Source organism: Mesorhizobium sp. BR1-1-15 (genome assembly GCF_020165475.1).
GTDB lineage: Bacteria > Pseudomonadota > Alphaproteobacteria > Rhizobiales > Rhizobiaceae > Mesorhizobium.
On sequence record NZ_JAIUIF010000007.1, the window covers coordinates 1 to 16209 of the forward strand.

The window sequence follows — 16209 nt, forward strand, 5'->3', positions numbered from 1 at the left end:
TGCCCGCCCCCCCACATCATTAGCTTGCCAAATGTCGTCAGTCCCGGCGGGGCAACGGCATTCTGGTCGATCCCGAGCAACAGGGTATGCAGCGTGCCTTTCCTGACCAGCACATAGATGACGGCGAGCCAGGCTTCCCCTCCGCGCAATCCGAAGATGCGCACCGAGCCGTCGGAAAGGCCATGCAGCGCGGCAACTCGGTAGAAGTCGACGACGGGTTCCTGCGTCAAGAGGTCGAAACGGCCGAGCTCGCGAAACCGCTTCAGTCGCAGTTCAAGGAGCGTGTCAAAGAGCGTTTCCGTAAGCGCCGGCGTGTCGGCCTCGACCAGGCTCAGGCCACCGAGCTTTTCGAGGCGGCGGCAATGCTTGTGAAAGCTCTTGGCGAAGGAGGGCCTGCAGATGCGCTTGATGAGCGTTTCCGGTTCGCCGTGCAGGACAAGGCCGGAGGTGATCTGGAGAGAATCGTGCGCCGCCGAAAGCAGCGCCAGAGGATTGGCGACTCGTTGGATCTGTTGCGGGATTCCCAAGATATGGATGCGATCCGCCGGTGGCAGCACGGCGCGGACTGCCGCCCATGCGGCGTCGGCGCCTTGCCTGGTCCATGCCCTATCATCCGCCAGCAGCGGTGCCGAATAATCGCAGACGCCGCAGCTCAACCATTCGATCACGGAGTGGCCCAGCGCCCGGCGCCGCATCAGCGGCAAAAGCATGACCGGCGCGCCCGTGGCGGCGTCGTTGACCTCGACGACAAGCAGTTCCGCGCCTTTGGGCATCAGCCGTTTGGCGATCCCCTCGACCCACGCATAATGCTGATGCGCGGTGCACACGCCATCGGCCTGAAATCGCAGCCAGAGCGGCTTTACAGTGTCGAGGCTGGTGTGCAGCCGGGCTTTGAAGCGCGCGGCTGTACCGGCGCTGGCGGCAGTCGGGGACAATAACCCATCGGATAGATCCGTCTTGGGAGCCGTTCCCGTGGCTTGCCACATGCTTCTCCTGTCCTCCCGGCCGGCCATAAACATCGTCCACGCAAGCAGTGTAAACCCCGCCAACTCAGGACCGCTCCGGGCAGCCGTGCGTTGGAGCGCACGAAAGCCATGGTTGCGGACCAATGGCAGCGCTTGCGATACCCCCGCATCGTAAACCACGGCAAAGTTCGGTCAGGACCAGACCTTTGGCGCCATTATGTTCGTTGCTTTCGCCTACCGGCCGATGGCCGAACTAGTCGAACCTTTGCCCGCGTGCCCAGCTCGTCGACCTGCCATGAGGCCCGGTGAGACGTTGGGCACTTGCGCTCAGGTCGATCGCTAGCATCAAAGCATGAACGGTGCGTTGATGGACACTCAGAAATTGCACCGATCGGTCGTGCCACGTCGGGGCCATTCGTGAGACCACGCCGACGACAAACGGGGCCTTCCCGCCGTGCGTCCGTTACATCCTCACTGCCTCGCCTGCCACCGGTCTCTGCTACCGTTTTACCGGGGCGAACGGGACCGACCGCCGCCACCCGCCCAACCATCTGTCGCGCTGTTGGTCCGGGTGCTCGATGTTCCATATGCGGTGACGCGCGAAATACCATGATGCCGCAAGGACGAAGATTTCGGAGACCGCGGAACCCAACAGCGACCACGGCGGAGGCGCGATTGCCAGCAGGATTGCGATCAGCGCCAGCCCGACGACTGCGCCACCGGTCGTGATGAAGGCGACGGTCCGGAAATCGCCGAGGATCTCAAGGATGATGCGAGGCATGACATAAAGCATGACCGGGATGAAATTCGCGATCACGAAAAGTCCGATGAATCCGACCGAGGCATCCTGGAGGGCCTGGGATTTTATCATCGGCAGGACGAATAGGATGGCACATCCATAGACGAGGCCACCGATCCCCATGACCAGCGACCAGATCTTCGCTTGCGCCCAGACACGACCTGTTTCGTTGTTGCGCATCAGCTTCGCCAGCTCCGGCTGCGTCATGTTGAAGAGAGCAAGGCTGATGATGCGCAGTGGGGCAAACAGCACGAGGACCGCCGCCAGCGGTGCGTAAGCGGCGGGTCCGGCAATGCCCGCGACCAGCAGGGCCAGGCATTGACCCTGGATGTTCGTGGTGGTCGCGCTGAACGCCGACCAGCGCAGCTGCGGCCAGAGCCTTGTATAGCGGCGGCGCGTCGGCATGCGGAAGCTGATGCGAGGTGTGCGGCGCGCCAGCCGAACCAGGACGACGATGCCGAGCAGATTTGCGGCCGCAAGCGCATAAAACACGGTTTGCAGCGCGTCCTTCGCCAACCACATGGTCAGTCCGGTCAGGATGATGCCGGTAATCGTGAAAGCGGCGTCGCTGATGGAGACGATCACCTGCTGGCGCCGAGCGAACAGTGCCGTGCGCATGTGGCTGCGCAGCGACCATGCGCCGACGAAGCAGCCGGCGGCGATGCCGCTCGGATCGCCCAGCAGATGCATCAGGATCGCCGTGCCGACCGCCATCAGCAGCGACACCACAAGCGCCGCTGTTCCGAAGGCCACGTCATGGGCATCGACGCCGGCACTGTTGGTGCTCTTGCCCATCCATATCGAGGCGGGGACGGCAGTGAGCGAGCGGATGTACGACAGGCCGACGCCGCCCATCACCATGCCGATGGCGAAGAGACCGTAACCTTGCGCCGACAGTATGTGCAGCAGCGCGATGTTGAGGGCAAAGTGAAAGCCGCTCTGCATCGCCTCGCCGCCGACCATCAGCACGAGGCGTCGCAGCAGATGGACCGGGAATTTCACGGCCGGGTCTCCGCCTGGCGGGCGGTTGCCGGCCTGCCCGGCCTCGCCATCGTCACTTTCAGCTTGTCGGCGGCGATCGCCGCGATCGCGGCCGCTGCGACCGGTTCGCTGAAGACTGTCTCGTAGCGCGCACGGCCGGCGGCAATAAAACCGCGCCAGGCCTCGGGCCGCAGGATGATCGCCTGCAATTTCGCGGCAAGGGCGGCGGCGTTGTTCGGCGGAACATGCCAGCCGGTCTCCCCGTCGCTGACCACCTCGACCAGCCCGCCGATCGCCGATACCAGTGGCGGCCGACCATAGGCCATCGCCTCGATGGCGACGCGGCCCAGCGATTCCGGGCGCCGCGACGGAACGGTGACGATGTCGGCCCAGCGGTAGTGTTGCGAGGGGTCCGGTATGAACGGCAGCACGCTGACGCGATCGGCCAATCCCATGGTGTTCACCAGCTCGGCCAAGGCCAGTTCGCGCTCGGTGCTTTCGAAAGCGCCGCCCACCAGCCGCACTTCGATGCGCGAGCGCAACTCCGGCGGCATCGAGGCGACCGCCTCGAGCAGCACTTCCTGGCCCTTGATCCTGTTGATGCGGCCGAGCAGCAGTACCCGCAACGGCCGGCTGCCGTCATAGCGCATCGGCTCGGCCGCCGGCGGGCCCGCAACGCCATTATAGACCACATGCGTGCGTGAACGTCCGGCAATGCCGAAAGCGGCGCGCGTGGCGCGTGAATTGAAGATCAGGTCGGCATGGCTCCAGCGCATCAAGGCGACCAGGATCGTGCGCATGAAACCTTCGGGGATCTCGTGGATATGCAGGACAGCCTTGTGAGGCAGCAGGCGGGCGGCCAGCGCATAGTCGGCCACGATCGAGGTGTTGACATAGACCAGATCGCATTGCCTCAGACGTCGCCATGCCCGCCATAGGGCCAGCGGCAGGCGCGCCATCTCGACGGTCGCGAGGCGCAGGATGGCTTGGCGCCGCAACACCCAGAGCGGCTCGAAGACGATCCGGCTGGCATGCGGTTCGAGGATCTGCACGATCGGCCCGCTGCGCGGCAGCACGACTTCGATGTCGGCGGACGGAAACGCGGCGCGCAGGGCTGCGACGCTTTCCGCGAAGCTTCGGTCGGAGCCATAGAGTTCGTAGCCCTGATGAACGCAGGCAATCCGCATCTTAATATCCCGCCAGGTTCATACCCCATCCAGCATCGCGCGAGGCGGATGGCTGCCGAAGTCCAGGAGCAAGGATCATGCCCGGTCCGCTTTCCCAGGCGGTTAGGCCGAGGAACCCCGGCAACGCCTCGTTCCGGTACAGATACGCCCGGAAAGTTGACCGATAATGAAACAACTCCGGCGTTTGGTAAGAATTTTTTACGACGTTCTGCGACAGTTGCTCCCACTCTTGCCCGGCTGGAAGTCGCAGGGTGGGTTCTGGTGCAATGAACATTCCGGAAAGTCCCGTCGGCCATGACATCAAAGCCCTCCATCCTGATCCTGGGAACGCGCGGCATACCCGCGGCCCATGGCGGTTTTGAAACCTTCGCCGAGAAGCTGGCGCTTTTCCTCGCCGGACGCGGCTGGAGGGTCGGCGTTTACTGCCAGGACGAAGTCGAGCGTGTCGAGCACAGGGCGCGCAGCGAAACCTGGCGCGGCATCGAACTCATCCACATCCAGGTCGCCTCGAAAGGTCCGCGCGCGACGCTGGAATTCGACTGGCAATGCGTGCGCGATGCCGTGCGGCGGCCCGGCGTGTGCCTCGTGCTGGGTTACAATGGCGCGCTTTTCCTGACCTGGCTCAGGCTGATGCGGCGCAAGATCATGACCAACATGGACGGCATCGAATGGCGCCGCCCCAAATGGGGCCTGGCGGCGCGAAGCTGGTTCTGGCTCAACGAATGGATCGGCGCCTGGATCTCGCATCGCCTCGTCGCCGATCATCCTGTCATCGCCGATCATTTGGCGACACGCCGGCCGCGCAGCGCGATCGTCACCATCCCCTATGGCGGCGATCCGGTGACGACGGCGCCGGAGGCACCGGTCAGGGCGCTCGGGCTCGAACCTGGAAAGTACCTGATCTCGATCGCGCGCATCGAGCCCGACAACAACATCCTGCCGATCGTCGAAGCCTTTTGCAGCAAAAAGCGCGACATGAAGCTGGTGGTGCTTGGAACGCTCTCGGATGAAATCCCCTATCACGCCGCCATCCGCAAGGCCGCGAACGGCTCGGTGGTCCTGCCCGGGGCCATCTATGACCAGGCGACCGTGAAGGCGCTGCGGTACCACGCGCGCGCCTATATGCATGGCCACACGGTCGGCGGCACCAACCCGTCATTGGTCGAGGCGCTGGCGGCCGGCAACATGGTGATCGCCCACGACAATCCCTACAACAGGTGGACCGCGGGCGCCGCCGCCCTCTATTTCACCGATACCGGCGCTTGCGCCGGCCGGATCGATCGGGCCATCGAAGACGACGCCCTGGTCGAGAGTTGCGGTGAGGCCGCCAGGGCGCGCGCCCGCGAGGCCTTCCGGTGGGAAGACGTGCTGCTGGCCTATGAGAATGAAGCCTTCCGGCTGCTCGGCGTCGTCGCCGGCGAGGCCATCCCGGTCGACCATCCCTCGCACGCATGACGACGTGGTCGCGCCGGCGGGTTCTCGGAGCGGCGCTGTCCACGGCGGCGTTGTTCGCGCCGCTTTCTCCCGTGTCGTCCAGCCTGGCCGCCACCGGCGAATGGCGCTTCCGGCGCGGCGTCAACGCCTTCCCCTGGTTTTCGCTGACGCGCGAATTCCCCGCACCCCGTACCGACTACGACTGGCCTCCATTCCAGCAGCGGCCGGTGCCGACGGCGGCCGATCTGCGCAGGCTGCGCGCGACGGGTCTCGATTTCATCCGCCTGCCGGTCGATCCCGGCCCGTTCCTGGCCGGCGATGCCGGCACGCGCGGCCGTTTGCTGGCGATGCTCGATCGGGCCGTCACCGCCGCCCTCGACGCCGACCTCGGCATCATCGTCAACGTGCAGGCCAATAGCGCGACCCACTATTGGAATCCGGACCGCATGGTCTCCAGCACCGCCGCGCCCGCCTTCGATCTCTATCGGACGCTGATCGGCGAGCTTGCCGGCCGGCTGGCGCGGTTTCCATCCGGCAAGGTCGCGCTGGAGCCGGTCAACGAGCCGCAGCAATCCTGCGAGTCCAACGTCTGGTCGCAGGTCCAGTTCGCGCTCCTGACCGAAGCCAGGGCATCGTCCGTTACCCTGCCGCTGGTCGTGACCGGTGGCTGCGGCTCCATGGTGAGCGGGCTGACCGCGCTCGATCCGGCGCCGCTCTCGCCCTTCGAACCGATCCTGTTCACCTTCCACTTCTACGAGCCCTACCTGTTCAGCCACCAGGGCGCGCCGTGGATGAGCGAACCCGTCTACCGTTCGCTCAACAACGTGCCGTGGCCCGCCTCGGCCGGTTCGCTCGAGGCGACGCTGGCTTCGGTGCGGGCGCGCATGGCCGAGGACGCCGAAACCTCCGAAGCGGACAAGAAAGCCGCCTACGCGGAAACCGAGCGCGTGCTGAAGGTCTATTTTGACGCCCAGCCCGGCCGCTGGTTCATCGACAAATACCTTAGCCAGGCGCGCGATTGGGCGGATAGCCATGACATCGCGCCCGAACGCATCATCATGGGCGAGTTCGGCGCGCTGCGCACCGACGCCCGCTACGTCGCCGCGCCCGATCCCGACCGCGCCCGCTACATCGCCGACGTCAGGCAAAGCGCAGAGTCGTTCGGCTTTGCCTGGGCCTTCTGGGCCCTCTTCGACGGCATGGGCATGATGGACGACACCACGCGCGCCGTGGACCCGGCGATGCTCGAGGCGCTTGGGCTGGAGATGCCGGGCTAGACGGCCTATCCCCGTTGGTTTCCTTGCTTTCGTCAAGCGGAAGCAGCGATCGCCGAGGCGAAGTCGCGATATGGGCGCAGTGGGCGTCCGAGCAAGGCAGTCAGGCGCTCGACGTCGCCGGCCTCAGGCAGCATCCCGTCGGTCAAGAATCGCTCGCCCATCAGGCGCATGTCGTAGGCCATCCAGGCGGGCAAGAGCTGCTTGAGATTTTGCTCGAAGCCTTCGGTATTGTCGCCGCCGTAGTTGATCGGGCGGCCAAGCACCTCTGACCAGATTGCGGCGATATCCGTCCCGGTCAGTGTCTCCGGGCCGACGAGGTTGATCCGGTCGAGCACAAGCGGCTCCGCAGACTGTTCGCGGCGCAGCAGCTCGAGGGCGGCGATCTCGGCGATATCACGCACGTCGATCATGGCGAGCCCTTTGGCGCCGATCGGCATTGGGTAGGTGCCGTAGCCGGTGATGACGTCTTCGATCATCAGATCGTTCTGGATGAAGTAGGCCGGGCGCAAGATCGTAGCCTTGAAGTCCATCTCCTCGATCATCCGCTCGACGCCGAACTTGCCCGCGAAATGGGGTACGTTCACATAGACGTCAGCGTGGACCACAGACAGATAGACGATCCGCTCGATGCCGGCAGATCGGGCGACGTTGAGCGCGACCAAAGCTTGGGTGAATTCGTCCGGTACCACGGCGTTCAAGAGGAACAGAGTAGAGACTCCGGACGTGGCTTTCCGCAGCGAATCGACATCGAGAAAGTCGCCTTGCACGACGGAGACGCCTGCCGGGAAGTTGGCTTTCGACGGATCGCGGACGAGAGCACGCACATCTGCGTCGCGCTTGACGAGATGTTCGACGACTTGGCGGCCAATGTTGCCCGTGGCGCCGGTAACGAGAATGGTCATGAAATTTCTCCTGTTGGATTGCTTGACAGCTCCAATATGTGTGGCTCACTAATAGCCCAACAGGCGGAAATTTTAGACACGTCGTCTCACTGGTGGAACACACATGGACCTCCTTGCCCTCGCCGATTTCAATCTCGTTGCCCGTCATGGCGGCTTCGGCAAAGCGGCAAGGGCCACCGGCCGGCCCAAGGCAACCCTGTCCCGGCGCGTTGGCGAACTGGAAAGCAGTCTTGATCTGCGCCTGTTTGAACGGGGTGCGCGTAACCTCAAGCTCACCGAAGAAGGACGGGCGCTCTTCGAGCGGACGGGAGCGTTGCTCGCCGAACTCGACGAGACCGCTTCGGCGATTGCCTCGGGCGGTCAGAGACCCAAGGGGAGGCTGCGGATCAGCGCGCCTTTGCATTTTTCTCAGACCGCGATGGGGAGGATCGCCGCGGGGTTTGCCCTCAAATATCCGGAGGTGAGGCTGGAGGTCACGACCGAGGACCGGGCCGTGGACATGATCGAGGAAGGCTATGACCTGGTGATCCGGGTCAATCCGGATCCCGACGAAAGCCTGGTCGGACGGGCGTTTCTGCGCGATCGTCTGGTCGTGGTGGCTCGCCCCGACCTTCCTCGCCCGACCGGTGGACTTGCCGCTCCTGGCGTTGCGCGCGGGGCAGGCGATCTGCAGACATTGCACGTGAAGACACAAGGTGGCCGGTCAACGATCAGGATCGAGCCGGTCCTCGCCTTGTCGACGCTCATCATGGTCCGGGACGCGGTGCGGGTCGGCGTCGGTGCGGCACATCTTCCCATTTCGTTGGTGAGCCACGACCTGGCTGACGGGACACTGGTAAGTTGGGGGGAGATCGACGGCCCCGAGATCGCTCTATGGACGCTCTACCCCTCTCGACGGCTACTCAGCGCGCGAGTGTCGGCGTTCATGGACTTTCTAAAACAGGCCTTCCCGAACGGGACGCCCGACGAACTGGCCGCCTATATTGGCAGGTGACGACCGCACCCGCTTTCGGGCGTGGAAAGCCTTAAGAAGCGCTTTCCCGGCGTCCTGGCTGAGCCCCATGTCACATGCCGGCGTCTTGGCGAAACGCGGGGGAACCTGCCGCTAGCGGTGGAGAGGCAGCCCTCTTCGCGGGTCGTCTCCAGTTACGCGCGCTGCTTGCGTCTTTTGCCGCGCCACCGCCCGCGCTGGCCGGTACAGCACCAGCGCCAGCACCACGAATTTGGTCAACAGCGTCGTCTTGGAGGCGAGGGTCTCGGAGGTGTTGAGCAGGATCAGCCAGCCCAGCATGGGCAGCCAGATGCCTGGATGGCAGCGGCGTGCCACCTCGTGCATGAACAGCACGAAGCCGAACAGCATCAGCAGGGTAAAGAAGGCGCCCTGATAGAGCACCATGCGTATGATCGGGTTCTCGATGCCTTGTTCCAGGCCGTTAATGCGGCGCATGCTTTCGATCAGATCGATATCAGGCCCCACGATCAGGTCGCCCAGCCCCAGATTCTTGAAGAGGTCGAACATTTCGACGCGGGCATTGGCGCTGCCGCTGTCGGAAACGAAGCGCTCCAGCAGCGCGTCGAAGAAGCCATAGGAAAAGAGAAGGGCGACCGCCACCGGCAGCAGCGTGGCGAGCAGGACCGCAAGGGCCGCGCCCAGCAGGCTGACGCGTCCATGCCGCAGATAGGCCACGCCCCTGAAAAGCAGATAGATGCCGCCGAGCGCGAGCGTGATCACCATCGCCGAACGTCCGCCGAAGGCGACCAGCGCCGCGGTTTGCAGGCCGATCAGCGAAAGCCGCAGCGGCATCGACAGCGACCGTGAGCCGGAGAGCAGCGCCAGCACATAGACCGCGGTGATCGTGGCATTGGCCAGCGGATGGCCCTGAAGCGCGGTCGAGCGCAGGTCCGTGAACACCTCGCCGTCGAGCCGGTAGGGAAACACCAGCGTCTTGGTCGCGAACTCGAACAGCGCCAGCACCGCATTCGCCGACATCACCGCGTGAACGACCGTCTGCAGCCGCGCGAAGGTCCGGTCGTCGTCCTCGGCCAGCATCAGCACCAGCAGCGCCGCCGTCACGAACGTATCGACCATGCCCGCCATGCCCGGGCGATGCCTGACGACGACCACCACCAGGAGCACGACCGAGATGACCGCCATCAGCGCGCTGGCCGGCCGCCGGTCGGCAACGGCAGCCATATAGCCGACCGGATTGCCGAACGTGCATGAACGCCAGGCAAACACCAGCACCAGGAGATAGGTCGACGGATGGATCTTGGTGGCCGGACTGCCGAGCAGGCCGTCGTAATTGTAGCCCACCAGCCATAGCATGCCGCCGGAAACGGCGAACAGCACCGCCACCGCGACGATCAGGCCGAAGCGGGTCACCCAGTCGATGGAATTGCCGGCGCGGGATGCGGCGGCGGCTTGACCCGGCGCGGCCCAGCCGGCTGCCGGGCTGGCGGGCCGGACGGCGGCCATGTCAGGCCGCCTCGTCGACCAGCAAGGCGCCGGTCGGCAACCGCCCCATGACGGAAATGGCCTGCGAGGCCGCCGCGACATCGCGCATCGGCGTCGAGTTCAGCGTGGCGACGAGCAGGATTTCGTCGGCCATCGCTACCAGCGGCGAGGCATTGAGGTTGTCGGCCAGCGCGCCGCCATCGATGACGACGAGTTCGAAGTTGCGGCCCGCCTGGGCCAACATCTGCTGGGCAAAATAGACGCCCTGCGCTTCCTGGAAGACGGCCTTTGACCGGCCCCTGCCCAAAAGCGCGACATTGCTGCCGGGCGTATACTGGCTCAACGCCTCGATGCCGTATTCGCCGCGCAGCACGTCGAGCACGCCCGGCTGCTGATCTTTCTGGCCGCCGCCGGCATTGGTATCGATGAACAGGATACGGCCGCCCCGGGCGGCCGCGGCATTGGCCAGCAAGCGCGCCACCCTGCCGCGATGCGCGGCGTCCTCGGGCGGCGACGTCACCAGTATGGACGGCACCAGCGGCCAGTCCGGCGGGCGCCGGCCCGACGAGAACATGCGCCTCAGCGCCAGCCCCACAACCGCGTCCGTCTTCTGGCTCGCCGCGGCGGCCGTGCCGCCGAAAGGCCACCAGCGACGGGTGTTGCCCGATTTTGCCGGCACCACGCCAAGCACCGGCGCGTCGATGGCCGATTGCATCTGCGCGCTGGAAAGCACCGTGGGCGAGGAATATTCCGCGATCAGCGCCAGGCCGGTGCCGAGCCCCAGGCCGCCGAAGAGCGCGCCCAGGACAAGCAGCGACAGCGGCGGCCAGCTCTTCTTCAGGGCCGGCATGGCGCTGGAGATGATCCGCGCATTGGTGCTGTCGACGTTGATCTGCTCGCGCGTCTCCTGCACACGCTGCAGATAGTTGGCATAGACGGAGCGAACGGCCTCGAGATCGCGCTGCAACTCGCGCAGCTTGACCGAAGCCTGGTCCGTATCGAGCGACTTGGTCTTCATGCCGGCGACCTTGGCCTCCAGCGCCTGCTGGTTGGCCAGCGCTCGCTCGTAGTCGGTCTCGGCAGCCGCTCCGATGCGGCCGAGCTCTCGCCCGATCAGCGCACGCGTGTCGCGCAGCTGCTGCTGCGCCGCGATCATCGAGGGATGGCGTGGCCCAAGTTCCGTGCCGAACTGCGATACCTTGTCGACAAGCGTCGCCTCCTGCGCCCTGAGGCTCGAAATCACCGAGGAGCGCATCGCTTCCGAGGTCGCGTCCGGCGCCCCGCCCGACCTGCGCAACTGGTCGACCTGCGCCTTCAGCGCTGCGGTACGGCTTTGCGCTGCCGAAAGCTGCGTATTCAGCTCGGTCAGTTCCTGGTCGCTGACCAGATTGCCTGCCGCCATCACCATGTTGTTGGCGGACCTGTAGGCCTCGACGGCATTCTCGGCCTGCTGGACGCGCTTGCGCTGCTCATCCAGTCGCGCGGCGATGGCGTCCGAAGCGTCCTTGGCCATCCGCGCGCGTGAGCTCGCCTGATCCGCCAGATAGGCCTGCGCGATCGCATTGGCCAGCATCGCCGACTTCTCGGCGTTCTTGGTGGTGATGATCACCTCGATGACCAGCACTTTGTCCGCTCGCCGCACCGCCAGGCGTGCGCGCAACGCATCGAGTGTCTTGGCCGTCTTGTCGGCTTCGCCCGACCCCGAACCCAGCAATCCGCCGAGTAAGCGTCCCAGCATGCCCTGCCCGTTGAATTCAGGATCCTCAGTCAGGTTGGTCGCCTTGATGGCCCTGAGCAGCACCCCCGTCGACTGGACGACGCTGACCTGGCTTTCCACACGGGTTATGCCGCCGTCGGGCGGCACCTGGCTCGGATTGACGTCGTTGCTGACCACCTGCAGGTCTTGCGGATCGATGATGATTTCCGCCGCCGAGCTGTAGAGCGCCGGCGTCAAAAGCCCATAGAGCAGGGCGCCGAGGGTCAGCAGCGCGGTGATGGCAAAGATGAGGGAACGGCGGCGCATCAATATGCGCTTCACGTCGCCCAGCTCGACGGTCGAGGCCGGGTAGGATGGCGCCAACGGCACCGCTTCGGGCGCGTATTGCATCGCCTCCGGAGCGTATTGTTGCGGCAACGAGAGCAGGGATGATTGCAAGGGTCGCTCCGACAACACTCCATGCGCCTGCAAAGATCAAATTGCGGCTTTGTCTTAGCTATGCTTCCAACTGTTAAAACACTGTTAATTATATTGAGAGCTCTTGTGAATTTTGGCACGGAGTTTGCCTAGAAGAGGCGCGAGTGTTGATACGGCGCGGGCAACGGGGGAATGACATGGAATGGGGCAACACTTCATCCGTCCGGCCGTTTCCCGCGTCCAAACACCGGCCCAATACCGAACATCACAACGATGAGGATGCGACATGCAGGTGAGCCTGCGCCTGGACAGCGAATGCCCGCGTGCCTTTCACCTGACGCTGCTGGAGCGCCTGGCGGCGCTGGCGCATGTCGAGGTCTCTGTCGATCTCGGGCCGGCCGAGGGCGGCATACCACCCAGCGCCGCGGCGCTGTTTCAGCTGGAAACGGCCATCCATGGCCTGTCCGCGAACGGGCTGGCGAAACGCCTGCCGCTTTCGGCGCTGGCGCCCTATCAAGCGCGGCCGCCGGCAGCGCCCGATCTGGTGATCGACCTCTGCGGCGACGTGCAGCGCGAAGGAACCCGCGTCTGGCGCGTGACCTATGATGGCGCCGCGGGCGAAGCTGCCCTGCTGGCGCTGATCCTCGATGGGCGAACGCCGATTGGCCGTATAGAGGAAAACGGTACGTACCTCGCCGAAGGCCGCTTGGGCACCGAATATGGCGGCATCGCGCTTGCCTCGTTCCAGGATATGCTGGCGCGCACCGCGAGCCTGATCCTGGCGGCGATGACCGGCGCGGCGCGGCACGCTCTCCCCGTCCTGCCGGAGCCGGCGCACGGCAATGCCGCGCCCGCCATGCCGTCCGCCGCCAAGCTTGGCGTCAGGGCTGGCAAGGCGCTGGCGCGGCGCGTCGTCCAGAAGATCTACCATCTCTGCTACAACGCCCCGCACTGGAAGGTCGGCTGGCGGCAAACGCAGGGGCAGGACCTGCTCGACCTGCGGGCGCATCCGGCAACGGGCTGGCAGGTGCTGCCCGACGACGGCAGCCGCTTCTACGCCGACCCGTTCCCGATCCTGCATCAGGGCAAGGTGACCCTGTTCGTCGAGGACTATATCCACCGTTTGGGCCGGGCCATCATCTCCGCCGTGCCGTTCGGCCCGTCGGGGCCGATCGGCCGCCCGGAACCGGTGCTCGACCTGCCCTATCACCTGTCCTATCCGTTCGTCTTCGAGCGCGACGGCGAAGTCTGGATGGTGCCGGAGAGCTGCGCCAACCGCACGGTCGACCTCTACCGCGCCACCGCCTTCCCTGGCGGCTGGGTCAAGGAAGCGACGCTGCTGTCAGACATCGTCGCCAGCGACGCCACCCTGGTCGAGCATGGCGGACGATGGTGGCTGTTCGCCACCGTCAGGGACGGCGGCGGCGCCTTTTCCGACGCGCTGCATCTGTGGTCGGCGCCGGACTTTCGCGGACCGTGGACGCCGCACCCCAAAAACCCCGTCCTGATCGACATCGCCTCGGCGCGACCGGCGGGCCGCATGGTAGAACGGGAGGGCCAATTGCTGCGCCCCGTGCAGGACTGCCGCAGGAGCTATGGCGCGGCGCTCGGCATCGCAAGCATTGTTCACCTGGACTTGGACGGCATGAGCCAGGTTGTCGAGACCATCTTGACGCCTGGCGCGTTATGGAGCGGGCGCAAGCTGCACACGCTCAACGAGGCGGGCGGCCTTGAATTCATCGACGGTTCCGCGATCGCGCCGCGCTGGAAGCAAACGAGCGGCAGGCGCTGACGACGGCCTGCGCATAAGGTCGATACGGCCCTCCCGCAAAAAGCCCCCGCCAGTCATGGCCGGCGGGGTGAGGCTCTGGAGTAAGCCGGAATCGGTCCGGCATGGATCAACGTATGGAGCGGTGGTTGGTTGCGGCGCCAGAAGCGCATTCCCTTTCCCTTTTTTGGGCCCTTGTGCAAGAACGGCCCCTCGCCCCAGCCGCAATCCCGCCTTTCTTGTCGCGAAATTTTCCTCCTCCGTATGCATGTTGTAAGTCGTTTAATCCGGGATAGATTGCATCCAGAAGGGCGCCAAAACGATCGCGCCGGGAGGAATTCGCCATGTCCGACAGCGCCCTGCCGCTGGTCATCAGCGCGCCCGAACCGCGCACGCTCGACCTCATCTTCACGCCGCCGCAGCTGGCGCGCTTCAAGGCGAAATATCGCATCGTCGAGACGACGCCGGACGGCGTGGCGAAACTGCCGGCCGATGTGCTGGCCGAGGCCCGCTACATCGTCGGCCAGCCGCCGATCGCGGCCGAGACGCTGGAGAAGATGAAGGCGCTGCGCTGCGTCTTCAATGTCGAGAGCAACCTCATCGACAACATGCCCTATGAAACGCTGTTCGCGCGCGGCATCCATGTCGTCACAACGGGCCTGGTCTTCGCCGAGCCGGTGGCCGAGCTCGGCCTTGCCATGGCGCTCAACCTCGCCCGCGGCATCGTCGATGCCGACCTTGCCTTCCGCAAGGGCGAGGAATTGTGGGGCGGCGACGGCAACCGGACGGCGCGGCTGTTGTCAGGCGCCGATGTCGGCATCATCGGCTTCGGCGATCTCGGCCGCGCGCTGAACCGGCTGCTGTCGGGTTTCCGCACCAGGACAAAAGTCTTCGATCCCTGGCTGCCGCCGTCGATCCTGATCGACAATGGCGTCGAGCCGGCCTCGATGGACGAGGTGCTGTCCGCCAGCGACTTCGTCTTCGTCGTCGCCTCGGTGACCAGCGAGAACCAGGGCTTCCTCGGCGCCGACGCCTTCGCCAGGATGCGCAAAGGCGCGGCCTTCATCCTGCTCAGCCGCGCCGGCGTGGTCGACTTCCCCGCTTTGATGGCGGCGGTGAAGGGCGGCCACATCCTCGCCGCCAGCGACGTCTTCCCCGAGGAGCCGCTGGCGCGGGACCACCCGGTGCGCGCCTTGCCCGGCTTCCTGCGCTCGGCCCACCGCGCCGGGGCGCTCGACATCGCCTTCAAGCGCATGGGCGACATGGTGCTGGAGGACATGGACCTGATCGACCGCGGCCTGCCGCCGCTGCGCTCCAAGCGCGCCGAGCGCGAAACGGTCTCGCGCATGCGCTCAAAGCCGGTGGACAGGAACTGACAGGGCGGCGACGTCCCTCGCGTCGCTTGACAAAAGCATGGCCAGCGACGACCCTCGCCCGGCCCATCTGGGGGCTCGGCAAGCGGCAGGGACCGTCGGCGGTAATGGCGCAGCTGGCGGGCTCAAGGCCAATCGGTCCGGCCGGCCAAGCGGTCCGGTTCTCTTTTTTCGCCATGGCAAGGCGGCAAGAGCGGCCCTCGCCATGAGGCTGTCGAAAACGCGACGGAGCGCGATGCTCAACACGATCGATTATGGCGGCAAGGAAGCCGATATCGTCCACGCGCTGGAGGAAGACATCATCTTCGGCAGGCTGGCGCCCGGCGCGCGCCTGGTCGAGGACGTGCTGCTCGCCCGCTTCCCGGTGTCGCGCCATACCATTCGACAGGCGCTCTATCAGCTCGAAAGGCTAGGCGTCGTCACGCGCGAGCGCAACAAGGGCGCCATGGTGCGGCGGCTGTCGCCCGACGAGGTACGGCAGATCTACGAGGTGCGAGAGATGCTGCAGCGCCAGGCGGCGCTGATGATCCGCCTGCCGGCGAGCGATGCGCTGATCGAAGAGCTGACGCAGATCCTCCGCATCTATAACGACCATGTCGAGAGCGGCTACCTGCGCGGCATCCACGAGGCCAATGATCGTTTCCATCTCACCATGTTCTCGGCCTGCGGCAATGCCTATCTGGTGGCCTCGATCGAGCATTACATGCGCCTCAGCCTGCCGGTGCGGGCTAACTCGCTGGCCGACAGGGAAAAGCTCGACATCTCGCGCCAGCACCACGCGATGATGATCGAGGCGCTGAAGCGCCGGGACAATTGGGTGCTGGCGCAGCTCTGCGTCGACCATTTGCAGCCCAGCAAGGCGTTCTATCTCCAGGAGATCGAGAGCGGCTGAGACCGCCCTGGCTAAAAGGCGCAAGACTGACAACAGGCCGAG

The 16209-nt window shown here is 65.3% G+C and carries 12 protein-coding genes; 6 read left to right on the forward strand and 6 right to left on the reverse strand.

Going from position 1 to position 16209, the window contains the following annotated elements; all coding sequences use genetic code 11:
* The 3 genes from LB541_RS14050 to LB541_RS14060 all read right to left on the reverse strand — a co-directional run.
* On the reverse strand, window positions 1-1013 hold a 1013-nt coding region (locus tag LB541_RS14050; protein ID WP_411969786.1), incomplete at its 3' end, for a GNAT family N-acetyltransferase.
* A gap of 451 nt (window positions 1014-1464) precedes the next feature.
* Complete coding sequence (locus LB541_RS14055; RefSeq protein WP_224618665.1) at window positions 1465-2766, reverse strand: hypothetical protein; 1302 nt, start codon at window positions 2764-2766, stop codon at window positions 1465-1467.
* Complete coding sequence (locus LB541_RS14060) at window positions 2763-3932, reverse strand: glycosyltransferase (protein ID WP_140674337.1); 1170 nt, start codon at window positions 3930-3932, stop codon at window positions 2763-2765. The genes LB541_RS14055 and LB541_RS14060 overlap by 4 nt, the downstream gene beginning before the upstream one ends.
* 294 nt (window positions 3933-4226) lie before the next feature.
* Between LB541_RS14060 and LB541_RS14065 the strand changes: the two genes are divergently transcribed.
* Complete coding sequence (locus LB541_RS14065; protein WP_224618667.1) at window positions 4227-5387, forward strand: DUF1972 domain-containing protein; 1161 nt, start codon at window positions 4227-4229, stop codon at window positions 5385-5387.
* Window positions 5384-6643 (forward strand): glycoside hydrolase family 5 protein, encoded by a 1260-nt coding sequence (locus LB541_RS14070; protein WP_224618669.1) that lies wholly within the window; start codon window positions 5384-5386, stop codon window positions 6641-6643. The genes LB541_RS14065 and LB541_RS14070 overlap by 4 nt, the downstream gene beginning before the upstream one ends.
* Window positions 6644-6675: 32 nt before the next feature.
* On the opposite strand, the gene LB541_RS14075 is transcribed toward LB541_RS14070, so the two are convergent.
* A complete protein-coding gene (locus LB541_RS14075; RefSeq protein WP_224618670.1) occupies window positions 6676-7545 on the reverse strand; it encodes an NmrA/HSCARG family protein in 870 nt (289 codons plus the stop codon).
* Window positions 7546-7648: 103 nt separating this feature from the next.
* Between LB541_RS14075 and LB541_RS14080 the strand changes: the two genes are divergently transcribed.
* On the forward strand, window positions 7649-8539 hold the full coding sequence (locus tag LB541_RS14080; protein ID WP_224618672.1) for a LysR family transcriptional regulator: 891 nt from the start codon (window positions 7649-7651) through the stop codon (window positions 8537-8539).
* Between the two features lie 111 nt (window positions 8540-8650).
* Here LB541_RS14080 and LB541_RS14085 read toward each other — a convergent pair whose 3' ends face one another.
* Both LB541_RS14085 and LB541_RS14090 read right to left on the reverse strand, forming a co-directional pair.
* Window positions 8651-10021 carry a VpsF family polysaccharide biosynthesis protein gene (locus tag LB541_RS14085; RefSeq protein WP_224618681.1) on the reverse strand — a complete coding sequence of 457 codons (1371 nt, stop codon included), beginning with the start codon at window positions 10019-10021 and terminating at the stop codon, window positions 8651-8653.
* 1 nt (window position 10022) lies between these two features.
* Window positions 10023-12155 carry a GumC family protein gene (locus LB541_RS14090; RefSeq protein ID WP_140499083.1) on the reverse strand — a complete coding sequence of 711 codons (2133 nt, stop codon included), beginning with the start codon at window positions 12153-12155 and terminating at the stop codon, window positions 10023-10025.
* A gap of 265 nt (window positions 12156-12420) precedes the next feature.
* On the opposite strand from LB541_RS14090, the gene LB541_RS14095 reads away from it, so the two are divergent.
* From LB541_RS14095 to LB541_RS14105, 3 genes are all read left to right on the forward strand, one after another.
* The gene (locus LB541_RS14095) at window positions 12421-13926 is read left to right on the forward strand and encodes a formyl transferase (RefSeq protein WP_140499085.1); all 1506 of its coding nucleotides are present in this window, start codon (window positions 12421-12423) and stop codon (window positions 13924-13926) included.
* A 320-nt stretch (window positions 13927-14246) separates the two neighbouring features.
* Window positions 14247-15278: a hydroxyacid dehydrogenase gene (locus tag LB541_RS14100; RefSeq protein WP_140516167.1), complete on the forward strand. Its 1032-nt coding sequence runs from the start codon at window positions 14247-14249 to the stop codon at window positions 15276-15278.
* A 232-nt stretch (window positions 15279-15510) separates the two neighbouring features.
* Entirely contained in the window at window positions 15511-16167 is a 657-nt protein-coding gene (locus LB541_RS14105; RefSeq protein WP_140499090.1) for a GntR family transcriptional regulator, read from the forward strand.
* Window positions 16168-16209: the final 42 nt, after the last annotated feature.